27 protein-coding genes are annotated in these 25546 nt (G+C 65.6%); 11 read left to right on the top strand and 16 right to left on the bottom strand.

Features of this window, described 5'->3' with window-relative positions; translation table 11 throughout:
• Positions 1–141: 141 nt before the first annotated feature.
• Positions 142–405: a 30S ribosomal protein S20 gene (rpsT, locus tag A9W99_RS19570; protein ID WP_067239089.1), complete on the top strand. Its 264-nt coding sequence runs from the start codon at positions 142–144 to the stop codon at positions 403–405.
• A gap of 3 nt (positions 406–408) precedes the next feature.
• On the opposite strand, the gene holA is transcribed toward rpsT, so the two are convergent.
• Complete coding sequence (holA, locus tag A9W99_RS19565) at positions 409–1374, bottom strand: DNA polymerase III subunit delta (RefSeq protein WP_067381918.1); 966 nt, start codon at positions 1372–1374, stop codon at positions 409–411.
• A gap of 155 nt (positions 1375–1529) precedes the next feature.
• On the opposite strand from holA, the gene A9W99_RS19560 reads away from it, so the two are divergent.
• Positions 1530–2417 carry a TauD/TfdA family dioxygenase gene (locus tag A9W99_RS19560; RefSeq protein ID WP_067381915.1) on the top strand — a complete coding sequence of 296 codons (888 nt, stop codon included), beginning with the start codon at positions 1530–1532 and terminating at the stop codon, positions 2415–2417.
• A gap of 30 nt (positions 2418–2447) precedes the next feature.
• On the opposite strand, the gene A9W99_RS19555 is transcribed toward A9W99_RS19560, so the two are convergent.
• From A9W99_RS19555 to A9W99_RS19535, 5 genes are all read right to left on the bottom strand, one after another.
• Entirely contained in the window at positions 2448–2795 is a 348-nt protein-coding gene (locus tag A9W99_RS19555) for a VOC family protein (RefSeq protein WP_067382000.1), read from the bottom strand.
• Positions 2796–3107: 312 nt separating this feature from the next.
• The gene (locus tag A9W99_RS19550; RefSeq protein WP_067381912.1) at positions 3108–3524 is read right to left on the bottom strand and encodes a type II toxin-antitoxin system VapC family toxin; all 417 of its coding nucleotides are present in this window, start codon (positions 3522–3524) and stop codon (positions 3108–3110) included.
• Complete coding sequence (locus A9W99_RS19545; protein WP_067381909.1) at positions 3521–3769, bottom strand: ribbon-helix-helix protein, CopG family; 249 nt, start codon at positions 3767–3769, stop codon at positions 3521–3523. The genes A9W99_RS19550 and A9W99_RS19545 overlap by 4 nt, the downstream gene beginning before the upstream one ends.
• Positions 3770–3821: 52 nt before the next feature.
• Entirely contained in the window at positions 3822–5276 is a 1455-nt protein-coding gene (locus tag A9W99_RS19540) for a ComEC/Rec2 family competence protein (protein ID WP_082930113.1), read from the bottom strand.
• Positions 5277–5356: 80 nt separating this feature from the next.
• The gene (locus A9W99_RS19535) at positions 5357–6181 is read right to left on the bottom strand and encodes a ComEA family DNA-binding protein (RefSeq protein WP_067381907.1); all 825 of its coding nucleotides are present in this window, start codon (positions 6179–6181) and stop codon (positions 5357–5359) included.
• A gap of 121 nt (positions 6182–6302) precedes the next feature.
• Here A9W99_RS19535 and A9W99_RS19530 point away from each other — a divergent pair, with 121 nt between their 5' ends.
• The 8 genes from A9W99_RS19530 to A9W99_RS19495 all read left to right on the top strand — a co-directional run bounded on the left by A9W99_RS19530 (position 6303) and on the right by A9W99_RS19495 (position 16542).
• Positions 6303–7460 carry an acyl-CoA dehydrogenase family protein gene (locus tag A9W99_RS19530; protein ID WP_067381994.1) on the top strand — a complete coding sequence of 386 codons (1158 nt, stop codon included), beginning with the start codon at positions 6303–6305 and terminating at the stop codon, positions 7458–7460.
• 7 nt (positions 7461–7467) lie between these two features.
• Positions 7468–8574, top strand: coding sequence for an acyl-CoA dehydrogenase family protein (locus A9W99_RS19525; RefSeq protein ID WP_067381904.1), 1107 nt, complete (start codon positions 7468–7470; stop codon positions 8572–8574).
• Between the two features lie 3 nt (positions 8575–8577).
• Positions 8578–9000 carry a PPOX class F420-dependent oxidoreductase gene (locus tag A9W99_RS19520; protein WP_067381901.1) on the top strand — a complete coding sequence of 141 codons (423 nt, stop codon included), beginning with the start codon at positions 8578–8580 and terminating at the stop codon, positions 8998–9000.
• A gap of 76 nt (positions 9001–9076) precedes the next feature.
• Positions 9077–10828 (top strand): cyclic nucleotide-binding and patatin-like phospholipase domain-containing protein, encoded by a 1752-nt coding sequence (locus A9W99_RS19515; protein WP_067381897.1) that lies wholly within the window; start codon positions 9077–9079, stop codon positions 10826–10828.
• 110 nt (positions 10829–10938) lie between these two features.
• Positions 10939–11889, top strand: a complete 951-nt coding sequence (locus A9W99_RS19510; protein WP_253870080.1) for an adenylate/guanylate cyclase domain-containing protein — start codon at positions 10939–10941, stop codon at positions 11887–11889.
• A gap of 31 nt (positions 11890–11920) precedes the next feature.
• The gene (locus A9W99_RS19505) at positions 11921–12988 is read left to right on the top strand and encodes a dihydrodipicolinate reductase (RefSeq protein WP_067381894.1); all 1068 of its coding nucleotides are present in this window, start codon (positions 11921–11923) and stop codon (positions 12986–12988) included.
• 168 nt (positions 12989–13156) lie between these two features.
• Positions 13157–13609 (top strand): MmpS family transport accessory protein, encoded by a 453-nt coding sequence (locus A9W99_RS19500; RefSeq protein WP_082930109.1) that lies wholly within the window; start codon positions 13157–13159, stop codon positions 13607–13609.
• Positions 13606–16542 (top strand): RND family transporter, encoded by a 2937-nt coding sequence (locus A9W99_RS19495; protein ID WP_067381888.1) that lies wholly within the window; start codon positions 13606–13608, stop codon positions 16540–16542. The genes A9W99_RS19500 and A9W99_RS19495 overlap by 4 nt, the downstream gene beginning before the upstream one ends.
• Positions 16543–16586: 44 nt before the next feature.
• Here the strand turns inward: A9W99_RS19495 and A9W99_RS19490 are convergent, their stop codons facing one another.
• Positions 16587–17048, bottom strand: coding sequence for a nitroreductase family deazaflavin-dependent oxidoreductase (locus A9W99_RS19490; RefSeq protein WP_067381885.1), 462 nt, complete (start codon positions 17046–17048; stop codon positions 16587–16589).
• 109 nt (positions 17049–17157) lie between these two features.
• Here A9W99_RS19490 and A9W99_RS27845 point away from each other — a divergent pair, with 109 nt between their 5' ends.
• Complete coding sequence (locus A9W99_RS27845) at positions 17158–17601, top strand: helix-turn-helix domain-containing protein (RefSeq protein WP_082930107.1); 444 nt, start codon at positions 17158–17160, stop codon at positions 17599–17601.
• Here A9W99_RS27845 and A9W99_RS19485 read toward each other — a convergent pair.
• The 9 genes from A9W99_RS19485 to A9W99_RS19445 form a co-directional block, all read right to left on the bottom strand.
• On the bottom strand, positions 17494–18330 hold the full coding sequence (locus A9W99_RS19485) for a DegV family protein (RefSeq protein WP_067381882.1): 837 nt from the start codon (positions 18328–18330) through the stop codon (positions 17494–17496). The genes A9W99_RS27845 and A9W99_RS19485 overlap by 108 nt on opposite strands.
• 3 nt (positions 18331–18333) lie before the next feature.
• A complete protein-coding gene (gene octT, locus A9W99_RS19480; RefSeq protein ID WP_067381880.1) occupies positions 18334–19089 on the bottom strand; it encodes a diglucosylglycerate octanoyltransferase in 756 nt (251 codons plus the stop codon).
• The gene (gene gpgP / locus A9W99_RS19475) at positions 19079–19759 is read right to left on the bottom strand and encodes a glucosyl-3-phosphoglycerate phosphatase (protein ID WP_067381877.1); all 681 of its coding nucleotides are present in this window, start codon (positions 19757–19759) and stop codon (positions 19079–19081) included. Before gpgP ends, octT begins: the two co-directional genes overlap by 11 nt.
• On the bottom strand, positions 19756–20139 hold the full coding sequence (rsfS, locus tag A9W99_RS19470) for a ribosome silencing factor (RefSeq protein WP_067381874.1): 384 nt from the start codon (positions 20137–20139) through the stop codon (positions 19756–19758). The genes gpgP and rsfS overlap by 4 nt, the downstream gene beginning before the upstream one ends.
• Entirely contained in the window at positions 20136–20798 is a 663-nt protein-coding gene (gene nadD / locus A9W99_RS19465) for a nicotinate-nucleotide adenylyltransferase (protein WP_082930106.1), read from the bottom strand. Before nadD ends, rsfS begins: the two co-directional genes overlap by 4 nt.
• Positions 20799–20832: 34 nt before the next feature.
• Positions 20833–21726: an alpha/beta fold hydrolase gene (locus A9W99_RS19460; RefSeq protein WP_067381871.1), complete on the bottom strand. Its 894-nt coding sequence runs from the start codon at positions 21724–21726 to the stop codon at positions 20833–20835.
• Between the two features lie 186 nt (positions 21727–21912).
• Positions 21913–23361, bottom strand: a complete 1449-nt coding sequence (locus A9W99_RS19455) for a VWA domain-containing protein (RefSeq protein ID WP_067381868.1) — start codon at positions 23359–23361, stop codon at positions 21913–21915.
• Complete coding sequence (locus A9W99_RS19450; RefSeq protein ID WP_067239146.1) at positions 23361–24236, bottom strand: MoxR family ATPase; 876 nt, start codon at positions 24234–24236, stop codon at positions 23361–23363. The genes A9W99_RS19455 and A9W99_RS19450 overlap by 1 nt, the downstream gene beginning before the upstream one ends.
• 25 nt (positions 24237–24261) lie before the next feature.
• Positions 24262–25533 carry a glutamate-5-semialdehyde dehydrogenase gene (locus A9W99_RS19445; protein ID WP_067381865.1) on the bottom strand — a complete coding sequence of 424 codons (1272 nt, stop codon included), beginning with the start codon at positions 25531–25533 and terminating at the stop codon, positions 24262–24264.
• Positions 25534–25546: the final 13 nt, after the last annotated feature.

The following is a 25546-nucleotide window of genomic DNA, read 5'->3' as shown; positions in this document are numbered from 1 at the left end:
GATGGGGCAGGCCACGAGTTCCCCTTTTGGGAGAAAACGTAACCGACTGATAACCTGGGCAGTCGCAAACGGGCATTTCAGATCACGGAGAGCCCGGTCAAGTCGCCGAATCAACGCAGGAACAGACGGGAACACAGACGCGTGGCCAACATCAAGTCGCAGCAGAAGCGCAACCGCACCAACGAGCGGGCCCGACTGCGCAACAAGTCGGTCAAGTCCTCGCTGCGCACCGCTGTGCGCGCGTTCCGTGAAGCCGCCCACGCCGGCGACAAAGACAAGGCCACCGAACTACTGGTGTCGACCAATCGCAAGCTGGATAAGGCGGCCAGCAAGGGCGTGATCCACAAGAACCAGGCGGCCAACAAGAAGTCGGCGCTGGCGCGCACCCTCAACAAGCTCGGCTGACCGTCAGCTGCGGTTTGCGGCCAGCTCAGCGACCTTTCTGACCGCGGATTCCAGGGCGTAGTCGGCGTCCGCCACGGCTCCCTTGACGTTGGCGTTGAGTTCTGCCACCACTTTCATCGCGGTTGCGACCGTCTCGCGCGACCAGCGCCGGGCCTGCTTCTGGGCCTTCTGCACCCGCCATGGCGGCATGCCGACCTGCGCCGCCAGCCGGTAAGGATCGCCGGACAACGGACCCACTCGGCCGATGGTATGCACGGCCTCGGCCAGCGCATCCGCCAAAACCACCAGCGGTTCCCCGCGCATCATCGCCCAGCGCAGCGCCTCGGCGGCTCCTGCCACGTCGCCGGCGACGGCCTTGTCGGCGATGTCGAAGCCCTTCACGTCGGCCTTGCCGCTGTGATAGCGCCGTACCGCATCAGCGTCGACGTCACCGGCGGTGTCGGCGACCAGCTGAGAACACGCCGAGGCGAGTTCGCGCACGTCGGAGCCGACCGCGTCGAGCAGCGCGGTCACCGTCTCGTCGTCGACCTTGACCCGCAGTGAACGAAACTCCTTGCGAACGAAGTCGGCACGTTCGCTGGGCTTGGTGATCCGCGCGCACGGGTGAACGGTTGCGCCGAGCTTCTGCAGCTCGCCGGCCAGGGCTTTTGCCCGCCCGGCCCCCGAGTGCACCACCACCAGCACGGTGCCGGGCGGGATGTCGGCGGCAGCCGACGTGATGACCCCGACCGCGTCCTTGCCGGCCTCTGCGGCGGCCTCCAGCACGACGATGCGCTCGTCGGCAAACAGCGACGGACTCAGTAGCTCGGCCAGCTCGTAGGTGGTGACGTCGCCGGCCCGCATGCGGTTGACGGGCACGTCGTCGACGCCGGCATGCTCGCGCGCGGACTTGAGCAGCTCTGCCACGGCTCGCTCGACCAGCAGTTCCTCGTCTCCCAGGACCAAGTGCAACGGCGAAACCTCACTCACCCGACGATCGTGTCACGCGGGTCTGACGGAGATTTTCGTGAGGCTGCGATCCACCGTTAACTCACGAGGCTTCGAGCCCGCGCTCGACTTGTTTGCGGGGGCGTCGTTTTCGGTGGAGAGTCGTGCTCAAAACCGGAATGTGACGGAGAGCGCCGATGGAAATCGTGCCGTTAGGTCCGGGCTTTGCCGCAGAACTGCGCGGAGTGACCATCCACGATGTCGCGGCACGGGAGGACGCCTACGTGGCAGTGCGCGCAGCGTTCGAGGACTATTCGGTTCTGGTCTTTCGCGACCAGGATGTCAGCGATGAAGCTCAGCTCGCCTTCTCGCGCCGCTTCGGCCCGCTCGAGGTCACCAAGGTGGCTTCGGATGGCTACGGCACCAACCTGGTGATCCTCAAGACCCTCGACGAGAGGGGCAACGTGGTGCCGGCAGACAACCGGCTTGCCTTGGAGAACAAGGCGAACCAGCTGTGGCATACCGATAGTTCGTTCAAGCGGGTGCCGGCGCTCGCCTCGGTGCTGTCGTCGCGCATCATTCCGGAGCGCGGGGGCGAGACCGAGTATGTCTCCACCCGGCTCGCCTTCGAGCGCCTGGATCCGGCGTTGCAACGACGGCTGGAAAATTCCTTCGCCTGGCACGACTACGCCTATTCGCGCGGCAAGATCGCGCCCGACCTCGCCGGACCGGCGGAGAGGGAGGCGCTCCCACCGCAATGCTGGCGTCTTGTGTGGAAGAACCCGGTCAATGGCCGCCGGGCACTGTACATGGCATCGCATACCTGTGCGATCGAGGGCATCGAGCGGAAAGCGGCACGGGAGTTGCTGGCCGAGCTGACGGAGGCGGCGACCGGCCCCGGTATGAGGTATCTGCACTCGTGGCGTAAGGGCGACGTAGTGATGTGGGACAACCGTGCGACCATGCATCGCGGCCGTCCGTGGCCGGCGCGGGAGCCGCGCTACATGGTACGGAGCACGATTTCCGCGACAGCCGTAGACGGGCTCGACACCATGCGCGCGCCGTCGCAACAGCCTGCGAAATGACCTTGCAGCCGCTTCGCGGTGTGCTGCAAGCTATTCCGGCTGGTTCAGCTCGACCAAGTTGCCGAACGGATCGTGCAGGAAGGCTTGGTGCCCCGCGCCGGGTGTGAGCGGAACGCGGTGCACCTCGACGCCCTGCTGCTGCAGATCGCTGACGGCTGCGTCGACGTCGTCGACGCGGATCGCGAAGTGATTCGCGCCCGGGGGCTGGGTGTCGGATTCCATCAGGTGCACCTGCTGGCCGCCGGCGTCGAGCCAGTGCCCCGGGCCGAGGTCGGGGCGCGGCAGCTGGGTCATACCGAGCACGTCGCGATAAAAAGCGAGTCCCTCTTGTGCGTCGGCGACGCAGATGGCGACATGGTGTACACCGGCTGGCTTCATGATTTGATTCTGCCTCGCAGTTGGCTCGACGTTTGCGGCGCAGCCGAGGTTAACCAGACTCATCTGCGGCAGTGCGGGCTATTCACGCTGGTGCACGCCGATCGGGGGACTGGCCCCATCGCCAACGCCGCCCATTCCGCGGCCGCGGCAGACAAGACGTGCCAGGCGCCGTGGTACTGCCAGAGGCTGTCGGGCCGGCACAGCGGAGACCCCGAGCGCCCCCGGTGTAGGCCGCCAGTCTTCCGGTCGCTTGAGCACGTGTCCGTTGCCGTCGGACCTGAGGCATTGCCAAACCGATCTCAGGCAGGCCGGTCAAGTCCATGGGTCGATCAGTTCGACGCCCGTTCCTTCGAAGTGACGAGTATTGCGAGTCGCCAAAGTCGCATGACGTGAGGCCGCGATTCCGGCGATTTGGACATCGCGCATCTCAACGACTCGGCCGGCGCGTTGTCGGGTAGCCGCAATGGTCCCCGCGGCGACAGCGGCCACTTGGTCAAAGGATTGAACGCGTCCGTTGAGATCGTCGGTCAACATTTTGCTGAACGCCTGATCGAGCTGTTTGCGACGCTGTCCGCGCTCCAAAAGCTCTATGCCAAAACGGATCTCGAAAACCGTTATGGCTGTAGTCCAGATCGATTCGGCTGGCTGGGTGTCGAGCCAGTCAAGCACGACAGGATCCGGTGTGGTCCGCATCAGTGCGGAGAGCACGTTGGTATCCAGCAGGATCATGACTCGAACTGCGCGGGTTGCGCGGACTGTCCGCGCACCTCTGGAATCTCGCCACTCAGTCCGACCCGGCTGAAGCGCGACGCGATTTGGGACCCCAGCCGCTGAGGTGGATCGTCGACATTCCGGACAGCGTTCCGCAGAATATCCCGGACTTCCTCCTCAGTGCTGCGGCCGTGCTGGCGGGCCAGCCGTTGCAGCTTTGCTTTAGTGTCGTCGTCGAGTTGCCGTATGAGTATCTGCGCCATGCACAAACGATATCATGCTAGCGCTCTTGAGCTGCACTCTTGCTGCCGCCTTCTAGCCCGACAGCCACCAGGCCGCCAGGCATACGACAGCCGTCGCGGCTGCCGCACCCGCCGCAACGCGAAACCACCGCCACCGCCACAGCACCATCGCCAGCGCGGTGACACCGCCGACAAGAAGCACACCAGGGACGCCCTTCGGGACGGGTACCGTCGCGCCGGGCATGCCCGCCGCCCAATGAGCAACTCTCAACACCCACCACAGCTCTGGACCGGTGAACCGGATCAACAGCTGCGCGGCGGCGGGCCACAGCCCGCACAAGACGGCCGCCGCGGTGCCGAGGACGGTAATCGGCGGTATGACGGCCGCGACCGCAAGGTTGGCCACCACGGCAACCAGGCTGAACCGGCCGGAGATCGCGGCGACCAAGGGAGCGGTCACCACCTGCGCGGCCAACGCGACCGCAAGTGCGTCCGCCAACGGTTTGGGGCAGCCGCGGGCGACCAGGCGGTGCGACCAGATCGGCGCAATGACCACCAGAGCGGCCGTCGCCAGCGCGGACAAGGCGAAGCCGATGTCGACCGCCAACTGCGGCGCGACAGCCATCAACAGCAGCACCGTGGTGCACAACGCCGGAATGGCCTGACGCCGGCGAGACGACAGCATCCCGGTCAGCGCGATGGCGCCCATGACGGCTGCGCGCAGCACGCTGGCCGTCGGCTGCACGACGATCACGAACCCCACCAGCACCGCGGCGGCCAGCAGCACCGCAAAGCGCGGGCCGATCAGGCGGGCAGAGAACAGCACGGCCCCGCACACGATCGTCACGTTGGCGCCCGATACCGCTGTCAGGTGCGTCATGCTCGCCGCGCGAAAGTCGCGGTTGGTCGTCGCGGTGACAGCCGAAGTGTCGCCAAGGACCAGAGCGGGCAGCATCGCGGCCTGCTCGGCGGGCAACACGTCTCGGACGGCCGCGGCGAACCTGCCACGAACGGCGTGAGCGGCCCGCTGCACCGCACTGGCTTGGCCCACCGCCGGCCGGCCCGTGGCGATGAGCACCGCGACTGTCAGGTCATGGCGCTTTGGCGGGCTGATCCGCGCGGTGAACCGGACCGGCTGGCCGACCATGATGTCCCCGAAATCCGAGGTTCTGGCGAAAACCACTGCGCGACCTGATATTTCGTCATCGCGCAGGTATTGCAACGTGGCACGAAACATCAGTCGGCCGCTTCCCAGGGAGACCGCGCTCTCGCTGGGAGTCACGGTCACCGGCATGGCGGCACCGAACGCGGCGGTGATTGGGTGGCGAGCGACCGCATCGGCACGCAACGAGATCGCGAGCCCGAACCCGGCGCCTACGACACCAACCGCCGCCAAGCCGGCGCCGATGGCCGCAATCCGTGCCCCCCGCACTGCGCGCCACCACGCCAAAACCGAGGCGATGGCCAGCAGCAAGCAGCACCACGCGAGCACCGGGCCCACCGGCCACACGACGCCGGCCGCGGTCATTATCCAGCTCGTGAGCGCGGCAGGCGCCAGGCGCAGATCGAGTCGCGCCGATCCCGGCTCGCCGTGGTAAGCCACCGGCGTCAGACACGGACCAGGGCACGCAGTTTCTCTAGCCGCGCCGGACCGATGCCGTCGACTTCGGCGAGCTGATCGACACTGGTGAACTTGCCGTTGGCCTGCCGCCACGCCACGATCGCCGCAGCGGTGACCGGCCCCACCCCGGGCAGAGCATCCAGCTGCTCCATGGTCGCGGTGTTGAGGTCGAGCACCTCACCCCGCTTCGGCTTGGTGGTGTTCGTCGGCGGCGCGGATGCCGGCGGGGCCGCCGAGCCTGGGCTCACCGAGCTGCCGAGTGCCCTTGGCTGTCCCGACAGCGGAGCCAGCCCGACCACGATCTGTTCGCCGTCGCCCAGCGGGCGGGCCATGTTCAACCCGATAGTGTCGGCGCCGTCGACGGCCCCGCCCGCTGCCTGCAACGCATCGGCGACCCGCGCGCCCGGTGTCAGGGTGACCAGTCCGGGCTTGTGCACTAGGCCGACCACGCTGATCACCACCGGCCCGTCCGCGGCGGCGCTCGGGCTGGCAGAAGATCTGGGGCTCGCCGATGACGCCGGTTGCACCGGAGGCAGCTTCGCCGACATCACCGGCGCAGGCCGGTCGCGCAGCACGGTGAACACGGTGACCAGCACGGCGATGGCGGCCACTACGGCCAAGGCAATGGCACCCGCGCGGCCGGGATCCGCACGCACCTTGTCGACCCAGCTACCGGACGCGTCGGGAAGCCAACGTGGCAGCAACGAGTTCTGGTCCTCTTCGTTGGTGGCCTCCGGCTCGTCCGTGTCGTCGGCCTCCGGATCGGCACTCAATCGGCGCTGCAGCCGCTGCGCGGGAAGTTCTGTTCGCATGGGCCGACCGTAGGTGCGGCCGCCGCCACATCAGCCCCGATCGACGGCCCCGCAAACGCTGCCTGTGGACTAACCCGAGGCTGTGGAAGGGCTCGACGCGGGATGAGCCAAGATGGAACCCATGAAACTGGCGCTCACAGCCGAGGAAGCCGCTTTCCGCGACGAGCTTCGCACCATTTACACCACGAAGATTCCCGAAGAACTCCGCGAGCTGGTACGTCAGGGCTCATCGTTGAGCCGCGACCAGATGGTCACCAGCCACAAGATCCTCCACGAACACGGCCTCGCGGTGCCGAACTGGCCGGTCGAATGGGGCGGCAAGGACTGGACACCCACCCAGTACCAGATCTGGACCGACGAAATGCAACTGGCGTGCGTCCCCGAACCACTGAACTTCAACGTCAAGATGGTCGGCCCGGTGATCGCCGAATTCGGGTCCCAGGAGATCAAGCAACGCTTCCTGCCGTCGACCGCCAACATGGACATCTGGTGGTGCCAAGGATTCTCCGAGCCCGAAGCCGGCTCCGACCTCGCCTCGCTGCGCACCACCGCCACCCGCGACGGCGACACCTACGTCGTCAACGGGCAGAAGACGTGGACAACCCTCGGCCAGTACGCGGACTGGATCTTCTGTCTGGTCCGCACCGACCCGCAGGCACCCAAACGCCAGGCCGGCATCTCGTTCCTGCTCATGGACATGAACACGCCCGGCATCACGCTGCGACCCATCAAGACGATCGACGGTGGCCAAGAGGTCAACGAGGTGTTCTTCTCCGACGTGCGGGTCCCGGCCGATCAGCTTGTGGGAGAAGAGAACCAGGGCTGGACGTACGCGAAGTTCCTGCTGGGCAACGAGCGCACCGGGATCGCCCGGGTAGGCCACACGAAAGTACGCCTCGCGGAGGTGAAAAGGCACGCCGCGGAGACAGGCGTGCTCGAGGATCCACTGTTCGCGGCGCGCCTCGCAGAAGCCGAAAACGAGCTGCTGGCACTGGAACTCACCCAGGCTCGCGTGGTGTCCAGCTCGGCCAACGGTAAACCCAATCCGGCGTCATCAGTGCTGAAACTGCGCGGCAGTCAGCTCACGCAGGTGGCCACGGAGTTGCTCGTCGAGGTAGCCGGACCCGACGCGCTACCGGTGGACGGCGACGAGATCGGTTCTCCCCCTTGGGCACAAGCAAGTGCGCCGCGCTACCTCAACTACCGCAAGACGTCGATCTACGGCGGCAGCAACGAAGTGCAGCGCAACATCATCGCGTCCACCATTCTCGGATTGTGAGGCAGTCATGGACTTTCAGTTGAGTGACGAGCAGGCCCTGCTCCGCGATACCACCCGTGACCTCCTTGCGCGCAGCTATGATCCGGAGAGCCGCAACAAGGTCATCGACACCGAACTCGGCTGGAGCCGCGAGGTCTGGAGCCAGCTGGCCGACATCGGGATTCTCGGCCTTGGATTCGACCCGGACGAGTCGGGCCAGATCGAGATCATGGTCGTGCTCACCGAAATCGGGCGACGGCTGGCACCCGAACCCGTCGTGCACGCCGCGTTGGGTCCCGGTTCGCTGATCGCTGACCACGGCAGTCAAGCGCAGAAGGAGCTGCTCGATGAAGTCGCCGCCGGACAACGGCTGCTGGCCTTCGCCCACCTGGAGCCCGGACACCGCAAGGCCGAAGCAAAGCTCACCACTACCGCTGAGCAACAAGGTGATTCGTGGCTGTTGATTGGACGAAAGAACCCAGTGCTGGCTGGCGATTGCGCCGACACGCTGGTGGTCAGCGCGGCATTGCCGAACGGCGGCCCCGCGCTGTTTCTCGTCGACGCGGAATCCGTAACCCGCCATCCGTACCCGACATTCGACGGACAGCGTGGCGCGCAGATCGACCTGGACCGCACGCCCGCCGAACCCCTTGGCGATGGACAAGACGCGTCAAATGCCATCGGCCACGCCATCATTCGCATCCAGTCGGCGTTGTGCTCCGAAGCCGTCGGGGCGATGGAGGAAGCGCTGCGTTTGACCACCGATTACCTCAAGACCCGCAAGCAATTCGGCGTCACGCTCAACAAGTTCCAGACGCTGACGCAACGCTCCGCCGACATGTATGTCTCGCTGGAGATGGCCCGCAGCATGAACCTGTACGCGGCGATGTCGATCGCCGACGGCAACCTCGACCCGTTGATCGCCTCGCGTGCCAAACTGCAGATCGGCCGCTCGGGCCGGCATATCGCGCAGGAATCGATTCAGCTGCACGGCGGTATCGGCATGACCGCGGAATATCCGGTCGGTCATTACGCAGCCAGACTCACCGCGATCGAGCACACGCTGGGCTCGTCACAAGATCACCTGCAGGTGTTGATCGACCACGTCGGTGACTACGACCTGGCACGGCTTTAATACATGGCCGAGCTGACCGACAAAGTCGTCGAGTTCCTCTCGGCCGGGACCCGAACCGGGATGCTGGGTTTCCTCGCGTCGGACGGCCGGCCGCTGGTCACCCCGGTGTGGTTCGTGGTGGAGGATGGCCAGCTGGTGTTCACCACCGAGCGTCATACGCCGAAAGGCCGTGCACTGCAGCGTGATCCGCGAGTCGCAATCTGTGTCGACGACCCGCATCCACCGTATTCGTTCGTCCAGGTGCAGGGGACGGCGACGATAACCGACGACCCCCGGGACGTGCTGAACATCGCGACCCGAACCGGCGCGCGGTACATGGGCGCCGACCGCGCTGAGGAGTTCGGCCGCCGCAACGCGGTTCCTGGCGAGGTGGCAGTCCGGATCCGCCCCATCAAGGTCATCGCCGGGTTCGACATCAGCGACTAAGCGACAAAGCGACTAAGCGACAAAGCGACTAAGCGACAAAAGCGACTAAGTACCAGCGACCCAAAGGAGCAGCAGATTGAGCGCCAAACGCCGCCGGGCCCCCCTGCGTGCCGCCGACAAACGAGCTGCGCTGCGCAAGGTTCCGCTTCTCGCTGACCTCGACGACGACCAACTCGATCAACTCTCCGGCGCGGTCAGTCGCCACCACATCTTCGCCGACGAGTGGCTCTTTCGGCTGGGAGACCCGTCGGACGCCATCTACATCGTCGCCTCGGGGCGGTTCGCGGTCGTCGGCGTCGACGGCCAGGTGTTTCGCGAGATGGGATCGGGCGATTCCATCGGGGACCTGGGCGTGATCGCGGGCGCCCCGCGATCTGCCGGCGTGCGGGCCGTTCGCGACGGCGAGGTCTGGCGGATCGCCGCTGACACCTTCACCGAGGTGCTCGCAACCACTCCGCAACTGCAATCGGTGATGCTGCGGGCAATGGCGGGCATGCTGCAAAGGTCGCGAGCGGCGGAGATCTCTCAGCGACCCAGGGTCATCGGCATGCTGTCGACGGGTGACGCCGTGGCCGCCCCGATCGTTGACAAGATCGCGAAACTGCTAGGCGCTCATGGCAAGACGGCCGTGCTGGCTCCGCCCGTCGAGACGACCGCAGAAGTCCACGACTACGGCGACCTCGTAGAGGCGTTCAGCGAAGCTCTTGATCGGGCGGAACGAAGCAACGATTGGGTGCTGCTGGTAGCCGAACGAGGCTCAGGCCACCTCTGGCGACGATATGTTGCGGCGCAAAGCGACCGACTGGTGTTCCTGCTGGCTCAAAAACACCCGTCGGGCGGCCTCGATTCGCTTGTCACCCACGGACGGCCGGTGCATCTGCTGGCGTGCGGGCATGAACCGGATCCGGGTTGGTGGGATGTGCTGAATCCGATCTCGCACCACCGCGCCGACGACGACGGCATCGGCGCTCTGGCCCGCAGGATCGCCGGCCGATCTTTGGGTCTGGTGCTGGCGGGCGGCGGCGCTCGAGGGCTGTCGCATTTCGGTGTCTACGAAGAGCTCACCCGGGCCGGTGTCGTCATCGACCGGTTCGGCGGAACGAGTGCCGGCGCGATCGCCGCCGCGGCCTTCGCGGTAGGAATGGATGCCCAGGAGGCGATCGCGGCGGCGCGCAAGTACCTGGGACAGGGCAACCCCCTCGGCGACTACACGCTTCCCGCGGTGGCCTTCACCCGAGGTCAACGCATCGATCGCCTCCTCGAGAACTTCGTCGGCACCACCTTGATCGAACATCTACCGCACGACTTCTTCTCCGTGTCCGCCGACATGATCACCGGCGATGAAATCGTTCACCGACGCGGTCCGCTGGCGCTCGCCGTGCGCGCGTCGATCTCGATCCCCGGTCTGATGCCGCCGGTACTGCAAGGCGAACAAATGCTCGTCGACGGAGGCCTGTTGAACCAACTCCCCGCCGATGTGATGTGCGCCGATCCGGACGGCCAAGTCATCTGTGTCGACCTGCGTCAAAAGTTCGTGCCGTCCAAGGGCTTTGGGCTGTTGCCGGCGATCGTTCCGCTGCCCGGGGTGGTTCGGCGGTTGCTGACCGGTTCGGAAGTCGCCCTGCCGCCGCTTCAGGAGACGTTGCTTCGGACCGTCGACCTTGCCGGCTCGGCGGTGAACTTGCTCGACCCGCAGATCGCCGCCGTCATCGAGCCGGATGTCACTGCGATCGGCCCGATGGATTTCAAGAAACTTGACGCCGCCCTGGAAGCTGGCCGGGCCGCGACCCGGGCGGCTCTGGACGCACAGCCGGCACTGGTTCGTTAAGCTCCTCCCGCCGCTTCACGGCGCGCAACGTCGGCGGGCAGGATTCGATTGCCCACCTCCTCCTCCCGCCGCTTCACGGCGCGCATCGTCGGCGGGCTAGGTTGTTAGCCGTGGACGCCAATAGGTCGCGCGGGGAGCCGCTGGCCGACCTGATCATGCGTGCAGAGGACGGCGCGCGCATCGTGCCGATTTTCGATCAACTTTTCGTCGGCCGCGTCTGCCCGGGTATCGCCGAACACCGCCGACTGGTGATCAACGATCCCGGTATCTCCCGCAACCACCTCGAAATCCGCTTGGATCTAGCCACCGACCAGGCTTTCATCATCGACACCAGCACCAATGGAACGTTGCTCAACGGCGCGCGGCTCGAACGCGCCGTACCCGTCCCCATCAGGCCGAACGACCAGATCCGGATCGGCGACGTCACGCTGAGATTCCGGTCGGACCGGTTCAACACCGTCCAGGAGAACACCGGCGAGTACACGATGACCCGGATCACCGAGGAGATCATGGTGATGGTGGTCGGCGACATCACCAACTACTCGACGATCTCCGAAGTCACCGACAGCAAAGTGATCGCGGAGAGCCTGAATTACCTTTGGACCGAGTTGGGCCGCGTCCTGCGCGCCCACCGCGGCACCCTCAACCACTACGCCGGCGACGCGCTGTACGCGGTCTGGGGGCTACGGGCGTTACCCAATGCCAACGAGCTCGCGATCGACTTCGCGCTAGCCGCGAACCAGAAGGTCGAGGAACTCGCGCCCGGGCTGCCGCTTCGTGAGCCGAACGGCTCGCCGATCCGGATGGGCTGGGCGGTGGTACAGGGCAGGGCCGCGCTCGCCGCAATGACCAGGACGGTGGAGGCCGTGATCGGGGACGCCACCAATGTCGCCTTTCGGCTGGCCGGTATCGCCGGACGTGGCGGGCGCGCACCGGTGATGACCACCGCCACCGTGCATGCCGCCGCCGAGACGAAATACGTCTGGGGTCCACCCGAGCAGGTCGAGATCAAGGGCCGAAGTGGAACACAGATTGCGTTTCCCGTCATCGGGCGTGCGTAGCTGACCAAACTGTTGCGGTAAGGAGCACTCGATGACGCCTTCAACCTCAGTCGGCACAGACCGTCCGTTGCGGGTGATCCAGTGGACCACCGGCAACATCGGCCGGCGCTCCCTGCACGCCATCATCGGCAGGCCTGACATGGAACTCGTCGGGGTCTATGCGCACGGGCCGGACAAGGTCGGCGTCGACGCCGCCGAACTGGCGGGCTGGCCGGAGCCGACCGGGGTGAAGGCCACCGGCGACATCGACGCGCTGCTCGCCCTGCGGCCCGACGCATGTTGCTATAACCCGTTGTGGCCCAATATCGATGAGTTGGTACGCCTGCTGGAATCCGGAGTGAATGTGTGCACCAGCGCAGCCTGGATTACCGGCGGCAAGCAGACGCCGCAGGACCGGCAACGAATTGCGGAAGCCTGCCGGCGCGGCGGCTCGACGATCTTCGGCAGCGGCGCGCACCCGGGCATGACGAACATGGTCGGCATGGTGCTCAGCGCCTCGTGCGAGCGCGTCGACGAGATCCGGATCACCGAATCGGTGGACTGCTCGACCTACGAATCGGCGGAAACCCAGACGGCGATGGGATTTTCGCAGGACCCCGACACGCCTGGACTGGCCGAGAGCGTGCGGCGGGAGAGCGAGGTCTTCGCCGAGTCGGCCGCGATGATGGCCGACGCGATCGGGGCGAAGCTGGACAGGATGACCTTCGACGTCACCTTTACCGCCGCCACCGCGGACTCCGACCTGGGATTCATGAAGATTCCGGCGGGAACCGTGGGCAGCGTGTACGGCTACCACCGCGGCTGGGCCGGCGATCGCAACGTCGTCAGCGTCGGGTTCAACTGGACCATGGGCGACCACGTGGTCCCGCCCAAACCGCTCGAGCACGGCCACGTCATCCAGGTGTTCGGGTTGCCCAACATGCGCACGGTGCTGCACTGTCTACCGCCCAAGGACTGGACCGAACCCGGGTTCATGGGCCTGGGCATGATCTACACCGCCATGCCGGTCACCAACGCTGTGCCGACGGTGGTCGCCGCCGCCCCCGGGATCGTGACGCTCGCCGACCTGCCGCCGGTCACCGGCCGGGTCGCGAGCTAACCGGGTGGCGTTGGCCACACGGCGACACCCCGGAGGAACGCTTTCGTGCACTAAGGTTTACGATTCTTAGCCAAACAAAGATTCTGCCGGGCAGCGCTACGCCTGCCTCGGGAAGCAAGCTCTGAGGCGGCGCGTTACAAACCAGGATCGCAAGCGGGAGGCGGTGAGATGGCTGGTCGGATTACCGGTCGAATTGGCCGCTTGGCCAAGCGAGCCTGGATACCCCTGGTGTTGGTGGCCGTGCTTGCCGTCTCAGGGCTGGTCGTGACGCGGCTGCACCGGATCTTCGGCTCAGAGGACCTCAACGCCGGCGCCGGCGCCGGGATCAAGATCGTGCAGTTCAACCCCAAAGTCGTCCGCTACGACGTCTTCGGCCCCGCCGGATCCACCGCGAACCTGAATTATTGGGACGAGAACGCCAACACCCACCAGATCAACGCCGCACCGCTGCCGTGGTCCGCCACCGTCTCCACGACGCTGCCGTCGGTGAGCGCCAACATCATGGTGCAAGGTGACGGCAGCCGGATCGGCTGCCGCATCACCGTCGACGGCGTGGTCCGGGAAGAGCGAAACTCCGACGGCGTCAACCCCCAAATCTTCTGCCTGGTGAAGTCGGCATGAGCGATCTGAATAGCAGAAGTCACCTGGAAACGGACACCGAAGACACCGGGCCCATCCGAACCGGGAGCCGCGTCGAACCCGCCGGACGCCCGCACCGGCCATTCATCCCGCACATGATCCGCATCTTCGCCCTGCCGATCTTGCTGATCTGGGTGTTCGTCACGGTCGTCGTCAACATCGCCGTCCCCACCCTGGAGGTCGTCGGCGAGGCGCATTCCGCGCCGATGGCCCCACTGGACGCCCCGTCGATGCAGGCGATGATGCGACTGGGCCACAACTTCAAGGAGTTCGACTCCAATAGCACCGTGATGATCGTGCTGGAGAGTAAGGGGCCACTGGGCGACGAGGCACATCGCTACTACGACAACCTGATTCGTCAGCTGCAGCAGGATCACAAGCACATCCAGCACATCCAGGACTTCTGGGGAGACCGGCTGACGGCGGCGGGCGCCCAAAGCGCCGATGGCAAGGGCGCATACGTCATGCTGAACCTGGCCGGCAATCAAGGCACCACCCAGGCCAACAATTCGGTCGAGGCTGTCCGCAAGGTTATCGAGAAGAACAAGCCACCGGCCGGTTTGGACGTCTACGTGACGGGCCCGGCCGCCCTCAGCGACGACATGCACGTCATCGGCAACGCCAGCCTGGCCAAGATCACGTTGTTCACCCTTGGCGCGATCGCGATCATGTTGCTGCTGGTCTACCGATCGATCGTCACCACATTGATTCAGCTGTTCATGACGTTCGTCGCGTTGTTGTGTGCACGCGGCGTCGTCGCGGTTCTGGCCTATAACAACGCATTCGGGCTCACCACGTTCGCCGCGAACATCCTGACCATGCTGGCGATCGCGGCCGCCACGGACTACGGGATCTTCCTGGTCGGGCGATATCAAGAGGCACGGCGCTCCGGCGAGGACCGAGAAACCGCGTATTACACGACGTTTCGCAGTGTGGCCCCCGTCGTGCTGGGGTCGGGCCTGACCATCGCGGGTGCGACCTACTGCCTGAGCTTCGCCCGGTTGCCGTGGTTCAACACCATGGGCGCGCCCGTGGCCATCGGGATGCTGGTGGTGGTGCTGGCCGGGGTCACCTTGGGACCCGCCATAGTCTTTTTGGGCAGCAAGTTGAGCCTTTTCGAATCCACGCTGGCCGCCAAGCGAGGTCGCCTCTGGGGCCGGATAGGCACGGCGGTGGTGCGTTGGCCCGCACCGATTCTGGCGGTCAGCGCGGCCGTCGTGCTGGTCGGCATGGTCGCGCTGCCGAGCTTCAAGACGAGCTACAACGACCGCTACTACTTGCCCACGAGTGCCCCGTCGAACCTGGGGCAAGCGGCCGCGGACCGGCATTTCTCCCAGGCCCGGATGAACCCCGACATGCTGATGATCGAGGCCGATCACGACATGCGCAACACCGCCGACATGCTGGTCCTGGACCGGGTGGCCAAAAACGTCATCCGCGTCGTCGGCATCGCCATGGTCCAGGACATCACCCGGCCGCTGGGCATTCCAATTCAGCACAGCTCCATACCATTTCAGAACAGCATGCAGAGCCAGACGACGATGCAGAACATGGCCTTTTTGAAGGACCGCATGGCCGACATCCTCAGAATGGCCGACTTGCTGCAGGACCAGATCGACTACACACAACGCTTGTATGAAGTGACCCAAGATCTTTCCAATGCCGCTGACGACAGCGCGGCGACGACAGCGGAAACTTCGGAAATCACCGACAAGCTACGGGACCACATCGCCGACTTCGACGATTTCTGGCGGCCGATCAGGTCGTACTTCTACTGGGAGAAGCACTGCTTCGACATTCCGATCTGCTGGTCGTTGCGCTCACTGTTCGACTCGTTGGACGGGTTCGACCAGCTTGCCGAGCAGTTCCACAAGCTCACGGCTGACATCAAGCGCACAGCTGTGGCCACCCACGAGATGCTGGACTTGGTCCCGACGATGATTGCGACGCTGAAGTCGACAAAAGGCATCACGCTGACGCTGTATCAGACTTTCAAGGCGATGATCGACCAGATGGAGGCCATGAGCAATACCGCGATTGTCATGGGCCAAAGCTTCGACACCTCGCAGAACGACGACTTCTTCTACCTCCCGCCGGAAGCCTTCCAAAACCCGGATTTCCAAACGGGTTTGCGAATGTTCCTGTCGCCGGACGGCAAGTCGGCGCGGTTCTTCATCACGCACCAAGGCGATCCCATGACGCCGGAAGGGATCTCGCGCGTCGACTCGGAGCGGACGGCCGCTCAGGAGGGACTGAAACAGTCCTCCCTGTCGGACGCCAAGGTTTTTCTCGGCGGTACCGCCGCGACGTTCAAGGACATGCACGACGGGGCCAAATACGACCTGATGATCGCGGTGGTATCGGCGCTCACGCTGATCTTCATGATCATGCTGCTGCTCACCCGTAGTGTCGTTGCGGCGCTGGTTATCGTCGGCACGGCAGCGAGCTCGATCGCCGCGTCCTTCGGTCTGTCCGTGCTCATCTGGCAGGACCTGTTCGGCATCAAGGTGCACTGGATCGTGATGGCGCTGTCGGTGATCATCCTGTTGGCCGTCGGCTCCGACTACAACCTGTTGTTGGTCTCTCGGTTCAGGGAAGAGATCCACGCCGGACTGAAGACCGGGACCATTCGATCGATGGCCGGCACCGGCGGCGTGGTGACCGCCGCGGGTTTGGTGTTCGCGTTCACCATGGCCGCGATGCTGGGCAGCGAGTTGCGGGTGCTCGGACAGTTCGGATCCACCGTCTGCATCGGTCTTTTGCTGGACACATTGATCGTGCGCACCTTGCTGATGCCGTCGATCGCCACACTGCTAGGCCGCTGGTTCTGGTGGCCGAAGGTGGTGCATCCGCGCGGCGACAACGCTCATCCGAACGTGACCGCGACAAGCCAGACTGCTCACGCTCAGGTGTAAAGCGAAGCCGCGCAGGCGGATACCTCGATCAGTTGCTGACGAAGTCAGTCGCTGAAGTCGATGCGGACGCTGATCGGGTCGGATTGCAGTGCCCGAAAGGTCGCGACGACCAACGGTGCAAAAAGCCGTGAGGTAGCAAACGTCCGCACCCGCTGGGGGACGTCGTCTTCCGGCACGAATCGAGCGACGCCGGACCGCCACCGGTCGCCCTGCCGGATCCGGACAGCCGGTTGAGCGGCGACGTTGTGCGCCCATCCTGAGCGTCTTCCGTGCTGTGAAATCACCCAAGCGCCGGTGTTGTCGAAGGTGGCCGCGACGGGCACCGTTCGGGTGGTGCCGGTTTTGCGTCCGGTGGTCTCCAGTTGGGTGGCAAAGGTGGTCCGGACCCCGAGTCGTCCAAGCATCGCGATGGCCGGGTTGGCGAGATATCGGCCGATGAGCCTTTCCCGCTTGAACTTTCGTAAAGCGCGCGCGGCGTCAGTTTCGGCGCTCGATTGGTCGGTCACGTGTCCTCCCGGAGGTTCTGTCGCACACACTAGCATCTAAGTTCTAGAATAGAACCTAGATGGTGAGGAAGCCAACACTTGGCGCGGAAGCAGAAAGGCAACCGTTTTGATGAGCGTGGACTTCGCGAGCACGGATTCCGCGAGGTGTCCGATAACGCGATCGATGCGATTATTGGGCGACCGGTGGAGCCTACTCATCGTGCGGGACGTAGCGGTGGGCATTTCGCGCTTCAATGACCTACAGGCTCACTTGGGCGCATCGAAGGGAATCCTGTCAGCCAAGCTGGCGCGCCTAGTCGACGCCGGCATCTTGCACCGCGTCGCCTATCAAGAGCCCAACTCGCGGCAGCGTGAGGAATACCGCCTCAGTGCGGCCGGAGAAAAGCTGGTTCCGGTGTTGCGCGCGTTGATCGAATGGGGCGAGGTCTACGCACCGGAATCTTTGTCAAGCCGAGGCGCCGACATCCACGCAGACCGCGAGGGCTCCAGCGCCGACATGCACCGCCAGCACCGGACCCAGCGGAGTGAGGGTCGCCGGCTCGCACGCCGGTAGTCGTCGGGCCAGTTCCGCCGCAACTTCGTTACCGCCGTCCGGATTCGCGACGTGGTGCACGGCAAGAACCGCCGGACCGTCGCCGACCAGTTCGCAGACCCGGTCGATCATCACTGCCGTCGCGTGTTTGACGGTGCGTATCCGTTGGGCCAGAACGAGTTTGCCGTCGTCGACGCGTAACAGTGGCCTGAGCGCCAGTGCGGTGCCTAGCCACGCTTGGGCCCCGCCGATCCGCCCACTACGCCGCAAGTTGTCCAGCCGGTGCACAACAATGAACGCGTGACTGCGCTCAGTTGCCGCAGCGGCGGCGGACGCGACAGTGTCCAGGTCGCCGCCGGCGGCGGCCGCCCGCGCAGCAGCCAGCACGATGAAACCGGTGCCCATCGCAGCCGATTTGGAATCGATTACCCGCACGGCCGGGCCGAGGTCGCCGGCAGTTCGCTCCGCAGCGCCGAAGGTTCCTGAGAGCGCTGACGAGATATGCACCGCGACAACGCCATCGCCGTCACTGTCGGCCAGCGCCTGCTGGTAGGCGGTGCAGAGTTCAGTTGGGGTGGCCGCCGCGGTGGTGGCATGACGTTTGTACACGTCATCGGGAATCTCGTCGACACCGTCGCGCAGATCGCTACCGTCGAGCAGGATATGCAACGGGACCACCCGTATCCCCAGCTTTTCGCACACCTCGGCCGGCAGTCGCGACGACGAGTCGGTGACCACAATGACGGTCATTATTCAGCCGCGTGATTTCTGTTCCGGCACACCGGCTTCGGCCAGCGCCTTGAGCATCAGCTCCGCCACTGCCTGGTGCGCTTCGAAATTCCAGTGAATGCCGTCGGGATTGCCATGTCCGCTCATAATGTGTTCGCCCACAGCGGCTTTGAGATCCACCAACGGGATGTCGTGGCGCTGCGCCCAGTCGGTGATCGCGGCCGCGGTCCCCGCACGGCCGTGGTGCGCCTTGCCGTATGTCTCCGCGATGTGCACCGACGGCAGCGACGCCACGATCGGGATACCCGGCCTGTTGAAATCGATTGCGCCACGAGTCTGTTCGAGATATTCGGCAGTCAAGTGCGGCGGCAAGGCGGACCGCGCCACCGGCGACAACCGCGGCTGCACCCAGCCGTAGCCGTCGCGGACCCAGCGCCGCAGCACCGGCGGACGCACGTAACGGATCAGTTCGCGGAGCGCCGTTGGCAACACCGATGGCAGCGAATCCATCCCGCTGGTGGCGAAGACCACCGCGCCCGCCCTGGGCAGGGCCGCCCAGGCCCGCGGGTCCTGTGTCGCCGCCCACCAGACGTCGCGGCAGGTCCAGCCGATACGGCCGATCAGTTCCAAGTCCCAATCCAATTGTGAGGCAACGATATTGGGCCAGATCCGAGGGTCGTCGGCGGGCAGGCCGCCGGTGGGCCCGTAGTAGGCCAGCGAGTCGGCGAAAACCAGCAGGGTGGGGCGGGTGTCAGAGGACCCCCGCTTTTCAGAGGACATCGTTGGACACCTGTGCCGAAGCGTTCCACACGTCGAGGCGCCAGCGGATAGCCTCGAAATCTGCTGCATCGTCGGAATGCCCGCTCAGCTGCACCCAGCTGGCATTGCCCATCCCACCGAGCACCGGCCAGTTGGCGACCGGCAGCTTCAGCAACGCGGCCGACAGCGCTGCGATCAGTCCGCCGTGGGCCACCAGCACCACCGGCCGCGCGGGTTCGGCCGCCCCGCTGTTCAGGCCCCATTCGGACTCTCGTGAGACGATTTCGGCAACCAACGGCACACTGCGCGCGGCGACGTCGACCCTGCTCTCCCCACCGTGCGGTGCCCACGTCGCGTCTTCGCGCCAGGCTAGCCGGGCGCCGGGTGCCTCGGCGTCGATCTGAGTGTGAGTCATGCCCTGCCAGTCGCCGAGGTGGGTCTCTCGCAACCGCTCGTCAACCCAGACCTGTAGCCCGGTCCGCTCCCCCAACATGAACGCGGTGTCGGAGGCGCGATGCAAGTCCGAGGAGACGATCAGCAACGGTTGCAGCTTGCCCAACACCTCGGCAGCAGCGACCGCCTGGGCGCGACCCAAGTCGGTGAGCGCGCTGTCCAGCTGTCCCTGCATGCGGCTATCCGCGTTGAAGTCGGTTTGCCCGTGCCGCAGCATCACCAGTCGACGAATTCTCATTGGGCGCTCGCCGCGTCGTCGGGGCTCAAGTCCACCTCGACCACCGGGCAGTCACGCCACAGCCGGTCCAGCGCATAGAAATTGCGTTCGTCCTGATGCTGGATGTGTACGACGATGTCGCGGTAATCCAACAGCGTCCACCGGCCCTCCCGGGCGCCCTCACGGCGCGCCGGCTTGTAACCCGCGCGGCGCATCTTCTCCTCGACTTCATCGACGATGGCGTTCACCTGCCGCTCGTTGGACGCGGAGGCGATGACGAAGCAGTCGGTGATGACCAGCTGGCCCGAGACGTCGATGACGACGACGTCGTCGGCCAGCTTGGACGCGGCTGCTGCGGCGGCAACCGTCGCCATGTCGATGGCTTCAGGGGTGGCTGTCATGTGTTGTTCCCCGCGGCCAGCGGCGCCGCACTTATCTGCCCCTCCGGTTTGCGGTACAGCCGGCGTTTGGAGACGTACTGCACGACGCCGTCGGGCATCAGGTACCACAGGGGGCGGCGCTGCTCGGCCCGCTGCCGGCAGTCGGTCGACGAGATCGCCAGGGCGGGTATCTCGACCAGGGTCAACGCGTCCTCGGCCAGCTCACCGAGGACGCCGGTGATGTGATCGTGGCGCAGTTCGTACCCGGGCCGGCTGACCCCGATGAACCGCGCCAAATCGAACATCTCCTCCCAGCCCTGCCAAGACAGGATGGTGGCAAGCGCGTCGGCGCCGGTGATGAAATACAGCTCGGAATCGGGGTTCAGCGCGTGCAGGTCGCGCAGGGTGTCGCGGGTGTAGGTGGGGCCGTCGCGGTCGATGTCGACCCGGCTCACCGAGAACCGCGGATTCGACGCAGTGGCGATCACCGTCATCAGGTACCTGTCCTCGGCCGCCGAGACCCGGCGGCGGCCCTTCTGCCAGGGTTGACCGCTGGGCACGAACACCACTTCGTCGAGCTTGAACAGGTGAGCCACCTCGCTGGCAGCAACCAGGTGGCCGTAATGGATGGGATCGAACGTCCCGCCCATGACGCCCAGCCTGCGAAGCTGCTTTTGCATGGTGTGCCAGCTTACTGGAGCCCGGGATCAAGCCTTACTTTGCGAGAAACGCGCGCACCTCGTCGGCCACTAGTTCCTGCTGGTCGATGAAGATGAAGTGGCCGGCATCGTTGACCAAGATCACTTGCGCGGTCGGCAGCCCCTGACGGAACCGTTCTGCCATCCTTGCGCCGTCGTGCAGCGTCTCGTCGCGGCCAATGATGACGAGAACGGGAACGCCGCTGTCGGCGAGCCGCCCGAGGTTGCAATGCACCGGACGGGGCTCTCGCAGGCCCCGCCGGAAAGCCGCCAATCCGGTGATCAGCTGCTGCATGATCGGACGCCAAGGGTCGGTTCGCATGAGCTGGCGGGTTCGCGCCGGCCCATGCGAGTCGAGGAAGGCCTCGATCGTCTGGGGCGTCCCCCGAACGCGGACGTCGACGATCGCGCGCAACGTCCAGCTGAGGTGCTGTGGGCTAACGATGCCTGCGGGGCCGACGAGGGCGAGCCGTTCTACGCGATCCGGTCGCGCCATCGCATAGTGCGTCGCCATCCAGGTACCCAGCGAGGCCGCCACCAGTGCTGCGCGCTCGACACCGAGCCGGTCCAGAACCTCGTCAATCCAGTCCACTACCCGAACCGGCGAGGACAGGACGCTCTTCGCCGTGCTCTTACCAACGTCGCCAACCGTATCGAGCATCCACACGTGGCGCACGGCCGTCAGGGCAGGAAGCAGCGGCAACCACATTGTCGAGCTGGTCGACATGGCGTGCAGTGCCACGAGAGGCGGCTTCGACGAGTCCCCCGCGGTCAGGACATGCGTTGTGCCGAACGAGGTTTCGACGTCCGATTCCTTGACGGGCACCTCCGAGAGCCTGATCGCCTCGTCGTACAGGCTGTAGTAGGCAGCCCGCGTTTCCTCGGACTTGAACGCCGATGGCCGCGCCATGCCCCGCCTCCTGAAACCCGATGCCCTTGAGAGCGTCACACTAGCTGGCGTCCTGAGTCATGCGTTGGACATCAGCATGGGTCTGCGACGCGATTATGGCGTCGAACGTGGGGGATATGTACGCGTTTTGATCACTTTTCGTCCATAGCACCCACGCTCGGCGAGGGCGGCGACCACTGCGTCCCGTCACACCGGCAGCAGCTGGTCGATGACGGTGGCCAGCTGACTGGCGGACCGGCACTCGTGCATCGTGATCACCTCTTGGTAGCGCGGCACTGCCGAATCACCGCTGCCCCAAAGATGTTTGGGCTCGGGGTTGAGCCAATGCGCATGTCGGCTGGCGGTAACCATGTGGGCCAGCAGGTCGGTCTCCGGATTGCGGTAGTTGGTGCGCCCGTCCCCGAGCACCAGCAGCGAACTGCGCGGCGACAGCACATTCGGAAACGCCTGCACGAACGAAGCGAACGCGTTGCCGTAGTCGGAATGTCCGTCGCGGCTATAGACGCCGGCCTCCCTGGTGATCCGCTGAATCGCCACCGCGAGGTCGGCCTCAGGGCCGAACATGTGGGTCACCTCGTCGGTGGTGTCGATGAAGGCGAATACGCGAACCCTCGAAAACTGTTGCCGCAGAGCGTGTACCAATAGCAGGGTGAAGTGGCTGAACCCGGCCACCGAACCGGATACATCGCACAGCACCACCAGCTCCGGACGCGCCGGGCGCGGCTTGGCCAGCACCACGTCGATCGGTACCCCGCCGGTGGACATCGACTTGCGCAGCGTCTTGCGCAGATCGATCACCCCGGCCCGGCTGCGTCGCCGCCGAGCGGCCAAACGGGTGGCAAGGGTGCGCGCCAGGGGTGCCACCACCCGTTGCATTTGCCGCAGTTGCTCCCCCGAGGCCCGCAGGAACTCGACGTTCTCGGAAAGCTGTGGGATGCCGTACATCTGGACGTGGTCACGGCCGAGCTGCTCGGCGGTGCGCCGCTTGGTTTCCGCGTCAACCATCTTGCGCAACTGCGTGATTCGCTGTGCGGCAAGGGCTTTGGCGATTTGCTCCTGCGTCGGCGTGGGTTCGTCGCCGTACGGCGCGAGCAGTCCCGCCAGCAACTTGCCTTCCAGCTCGTCCAGCGCCATGGCCTTGAGCGCCTGATACGACGAGAACGACGGTCCCCGACTGGAGTTGTACTTTCCGTAAGCCTCCACGATCCGCGCGATCATCGCGACCAGCCGCTCGTCCATGTCGGCGAGCTCGGGGTTGTCGGTGAGCAGATCCAGCAGCATCTGCCGCATCGCCTCGACGTCATCGGGGGGCAGGGCGCCGTCCGCTTCACCCGAGCCCCCCTCCTCGTCCAACACCACCGCGCGCGCACCCAACGCCGCGGGGAACCACAGATCGAACATGGCGTCAAAAGTCTCCCGATGGTCGCGCCGGCGCAGCACCGCACAGGCGATGCCCTCGCGCAGCACCTCGCGATCGCCTAAGCCGAGAGCGGCCATCACCCGCCCGGCGTCAACGGTCTCCGACGGACCTACTGAGATCCCTGCTCCCCGAAGCGCTTCCACGAACCCGACCAGATGACCGGTCAGCCCGTGCGGGGCGAGCGGCCGGGTCGGACGAATACGGCGGGTGGCCATTAGTTCAGTCTCAATTCCCCCGCTGCGCGCTGCTGATCGGACTGGTGCTTGAGGACCACGCCGAGTGTCGCGGCCACCACCGCATCGTCAATCGTGTCCAGTCCGAGCGCGAGCACCGTGCGGCCCCAGTCGATCGTCTCGGCGATGGACGGCAACTTCTTGAGCTGCATCCCGCGCAGCACGCCGATGATGCGCACCAGCTCCTCGGCGAGGTGCTCGGGCAGCTCGGGAACTCGGGACAGCAGGATGCGGCGTTCCAGATCCGGGCTGGGAAAGTCGATGTGCAGAAACAAACAGCGCCGCTTGAGCGCCTCGGACAGCTCACGCGTGGCATTGGACGTCAACAGCACGAACGGGGCGCGTTCGGCGGTGAGCGTGCCCAATTCGGGGACGGTTACGGCGAAGTCGGACAGCACCTCCAACAGCAGGCCCTCGATCTCGATGTCGGCCTTGTCGGTCTCGTCGATCAGCAACACCGTCGGCTCGGTGCGCCGGATCGCGGTCAGCAGTGGGCGGGACAGCAAGAACTCCTCGCTGAACACGTCCGTTTTCGTCGCCTCCCAGTCTCCGGACCCGGCCTGGATGCGCAGGATCTGTTTGGCGTGGTTCCACTCGTACAACGCGCGGGCCTCGTCGACGCCCTCGTAGCACTGCAGCCGGACCAGACCCGATCCGGTGGCCTGGGCGACGGCGCGGGCCAGCTCCGTCTTGCCGACGCCCGCGGGGCCTTCCACCAGCAGCGGCTTGCCGAGCCGATCGGCCAAGAACACCGCGGTCGCGGTGGCGGTGTCCGGCAGGTAGCCGGTCTCGGCCAGCCGTCGCGAGACGTCGTCGATGTCGGCGAACAGCGGCGCGGGCCGTGCGGGCACACTCACAATCGAATTCTCCTAAATACGGGCGTCAGGCCGGACGAGTCTGGCCGTCTCCCCACGCGATCCATTTGGTCGAGGTCAATTCCGGCAGTCCCATCGGGCCGCGCGCGTGCAGCTTCTGCGTGGAGATGCCGATCTCGGCGCCGAAGCCGAACTGCTCGCCGTCGGTGAAGGCCGTCGACGCGTTGACCATCACCGCGGCCGCGTCGACGCCGTCGGTAAACCGTTGGGCGGCAGCCATATTGGTGGTGATTATGGCCTCGGTGTGTCCGGTGCCGTATTCGTTGACGTGCGCGATCGCGGCGTCGACATCCTCGACCACCGCCACCGCGATGTCCATCGACAGGTATTCGCGGCGCAGCGCGTCTTCATCGGGGTCCAGGTGGACGGTCACCCCGGCGTCCTGCAGGGCGGCCAGCAGCCGGGGCATCGCCTGATCGGCGATCGCGGCGTCGACCAGCAGCGTCTCGGCGGCGTTGCACACACTGGGCCGCCGGGTCTTGGAGTTCAACAAGATCTGCTCGGCCACGTCGAGATCGGCGCATTCGTGGACGTAGACGTGACAGTTGCCGACGCCGGTCTCGATGGTGGGCACCTGGGCCTCGCGGACCACCGCGTCGATCAGGCTGGCTCCCCCGCGCGGGATTACCACATCGACCAGACCCCGGGCCTGGATCAGGTGAGTGACAGTGGCGCGGTCCGCCGCCGAAAGCAGCTGGACCGCATCGGCCGGCAGATCCTCGCTGACCAGCGACGCACGCAGCACCTCGACGAGCGCCTGGTTCGACTTCGCCGCCGACGAGCTGCCGCGCAGCAGCACCGCATTGCCGGACTTGAGCGCCAACCCGAAAGCATCCACCGTGACGTTGGGCCGTCCCTCGTAGATCATGCCCACCACACCGAGCGGAACCCGCTGCTGGCGCAGCTGCAGTCCGTTGGGCAAGGTGTACCCGCGCAGCACCTCACCGACCGGGTCCGGCAGCCCCGCAACCTGGCGCAGACCGTCGGCGATTCCGTCGATACGCTGCGGGTTCAGCGCCAGCCGGTCCAGCATCGCGGCCGGCGTGCCGGCGGTGCGGGCGACAGCCAAATCTTCGGCGTTGGCCGCGAGTATCTGCTCGGCGTGGGCCACGATCGCCTCAGCGGCGGCCTTCAGCGCGTGGTCCTTGGCCACCGTCGGCAACAACGCGAGGGCGCGTGACGCGACCCGGGCCCGCCGTGCGGCGTCGTGGACTTCCTGGCGCAAGTCGGGCTTCGGCTGCTGGGCCGTCCCGCTCTGGGATGGGGCTTGCAGACTCATTTACTCAGGGTAT

Origin of the sequence: Mycobacterium sp. 1164966.3 (assembly GCF_001665395.1) — a bacterium.
Classification (GTDB): Bacteria; Actinomycetota; Actinomycetes; order Mycobacteriales; family Mycobacteriaceae; genus Mycobacterium.
The sequence above is the reverse complement of the archived record's forward strand: the minus strand, read 5'-3'. Positions and strand labels throughout refer to the sequence as shown.

Excerpts from the sequence above, each read along its gene's own strand:
- A9W99_RS19535 (WP_067381907.1), bottom strand. The coding sequence starts at position 6,181 with ATGCGAACAGAACTTCCCGCGCAGCGGCTGCAGCGCCGATTGAGTGCC.
- A9W99_RS19485 (WP_067381882.1), bottom strand. The coding sequence starts at position 18,330 with ATGACCGTCATTGTGGTCACCGACTCGTCGTCGCGACTGCCGGCCGAG.
- octT (WP_067381880.1), bottom strand. The coding sequence starts at position 19,089 with ATGTCCTCTGAAAAGCGGGGGTCCTCTGACACCCGCCCCACCCTGCTG.
- A9W99_RS19545 (WP_067381909.1), bottom strand. The coding sequence starts at position 3,769 with ATGGCGCAGATACTCATACGGCAACTCGACGACGACACTAAAGCAAAG.
- gpgP (WP_067381877.1), bottom strand. The coding sequence starts at position 19,759 with ATGAGAATTCGTCGACTGGTGATGCTGCGGCACGGGCAAACCGACTTC.
- A9W99_RS19455 (WP_067381868.1), bottom strand. The coding sequence starts at position 23,361 with ATGGCCACCCGCCGTATTCGTCCGACCCGGCCGCTCGCCCCGCACGGG.
- A9W99_RS19520 (WP_067381901.1), top strand. The coding sequence starts at position 8,578 with ATGGCCGAGCTGACCGACAAAGTCGTCGAGTTCCTCTCGGCCGGGACC.
- A9W99_RS19505 (WP_067381894.1), top strand. The coding sequence starts at position 11,921 with ATGACGCCTTCAACCTCAGTCGGCACAGACCGTCCGTTGCGGGTGATC.
- A9W99_RS19500 (WP_082930109.1), top strand. The coding sequence starts at position 13,157 with ATGGCTGGTCGGATTACCGGTCGAATTGGCCGCTTGGCCAAGCGAGCC.
- nadD (WP_082930106.1), bottom strand. The coding sequence starts at position 20,798 with ATGCAAAAGCAGCTTCGCAGGCTGGGCGTCATGGGCGGGACGTTCGAT.
- rsfS (WP_067381874.1), bottom strand. The coding sequence starts at position 20,139 with ATGACAGCCACCCCTGAAGCCATCGACATGGCGACGGTTGCCGCCGCA.
- A9W99_RS19495 (WP_067381888.1), top strand. The coding sequence starts at position 13,606 with ATGAGCGATCTGAATAGCAGAAGTCACCTGGAAACGGACACCGAAGAC.
- A9W99_RS19530 (WP_067381994.1), top strand. The coding sequence starts at position 6,303 with ATGAAACTGGCGCTCACAGCCGAGGAAGCCGCTTTCCGCGACGAGCTT.
- A9W99_RS19525 (WP_067381904.1), top strand. The coding sequence starts at position 7,468 with ATGGACTTTCAGTTGAGTGACGAGCAGGCCCTGCTCCGCGATACCACC.
- A9W99_RS19445 (WP_067381865.1), bottom strand. The coding sequence starts at position 25,533 with ATGAGTCTGCAAGCCCCATCCCAGAGCGGGACGGCCCAGCAGCCGAAG.
- A9W99_RS27845 (WP_082930107.1), top strand. The coding sequence starts at position 17,158 with ATGAGCGTGGACTTCGCGAGCACGGATTCCGCGAGGTGTCCGATAACG.
- A9W99_RS19460 (WP_067381871.1), bottom strand. The coding sequence starts at position 21,726 with ATGGCGCGGCCATCGGCGTTCAAGTCCGAGGAAACGCGGGCTGCCTAC.
- A9W99_RS19560 (WP_067381915.1), top strand. The coding sequence starts at position 1,530 with ATGGAAATCGTGCCGTTAGGTCCGGGCTTTGCCGCAGAACTGCGCGGA.
- A9W99_RS19555 (WP_067382000.1), bottom strand. The coding sequence starts at position 2,795 with ATGAAGCCAGCCGGTGTACACCATGTCGCCATCTGCGTCGCCGACGCA.
- A9W99_RS19540 (WP_082930113.1), bottom strand. The coding sequence starts at position 5,276 with ATGACCGCGGCCGGCGTCGTGTGGCCGGTGGGCCCGGTGCTCGCGTGG.
- A9W99_RS19550 (WP_067381912.1), bottom strand. The coding sequence starts at position 3,524 with ATGATCCTGCTGGATACCAACGTGCTCTCCGCACTGATGCGGACCACA.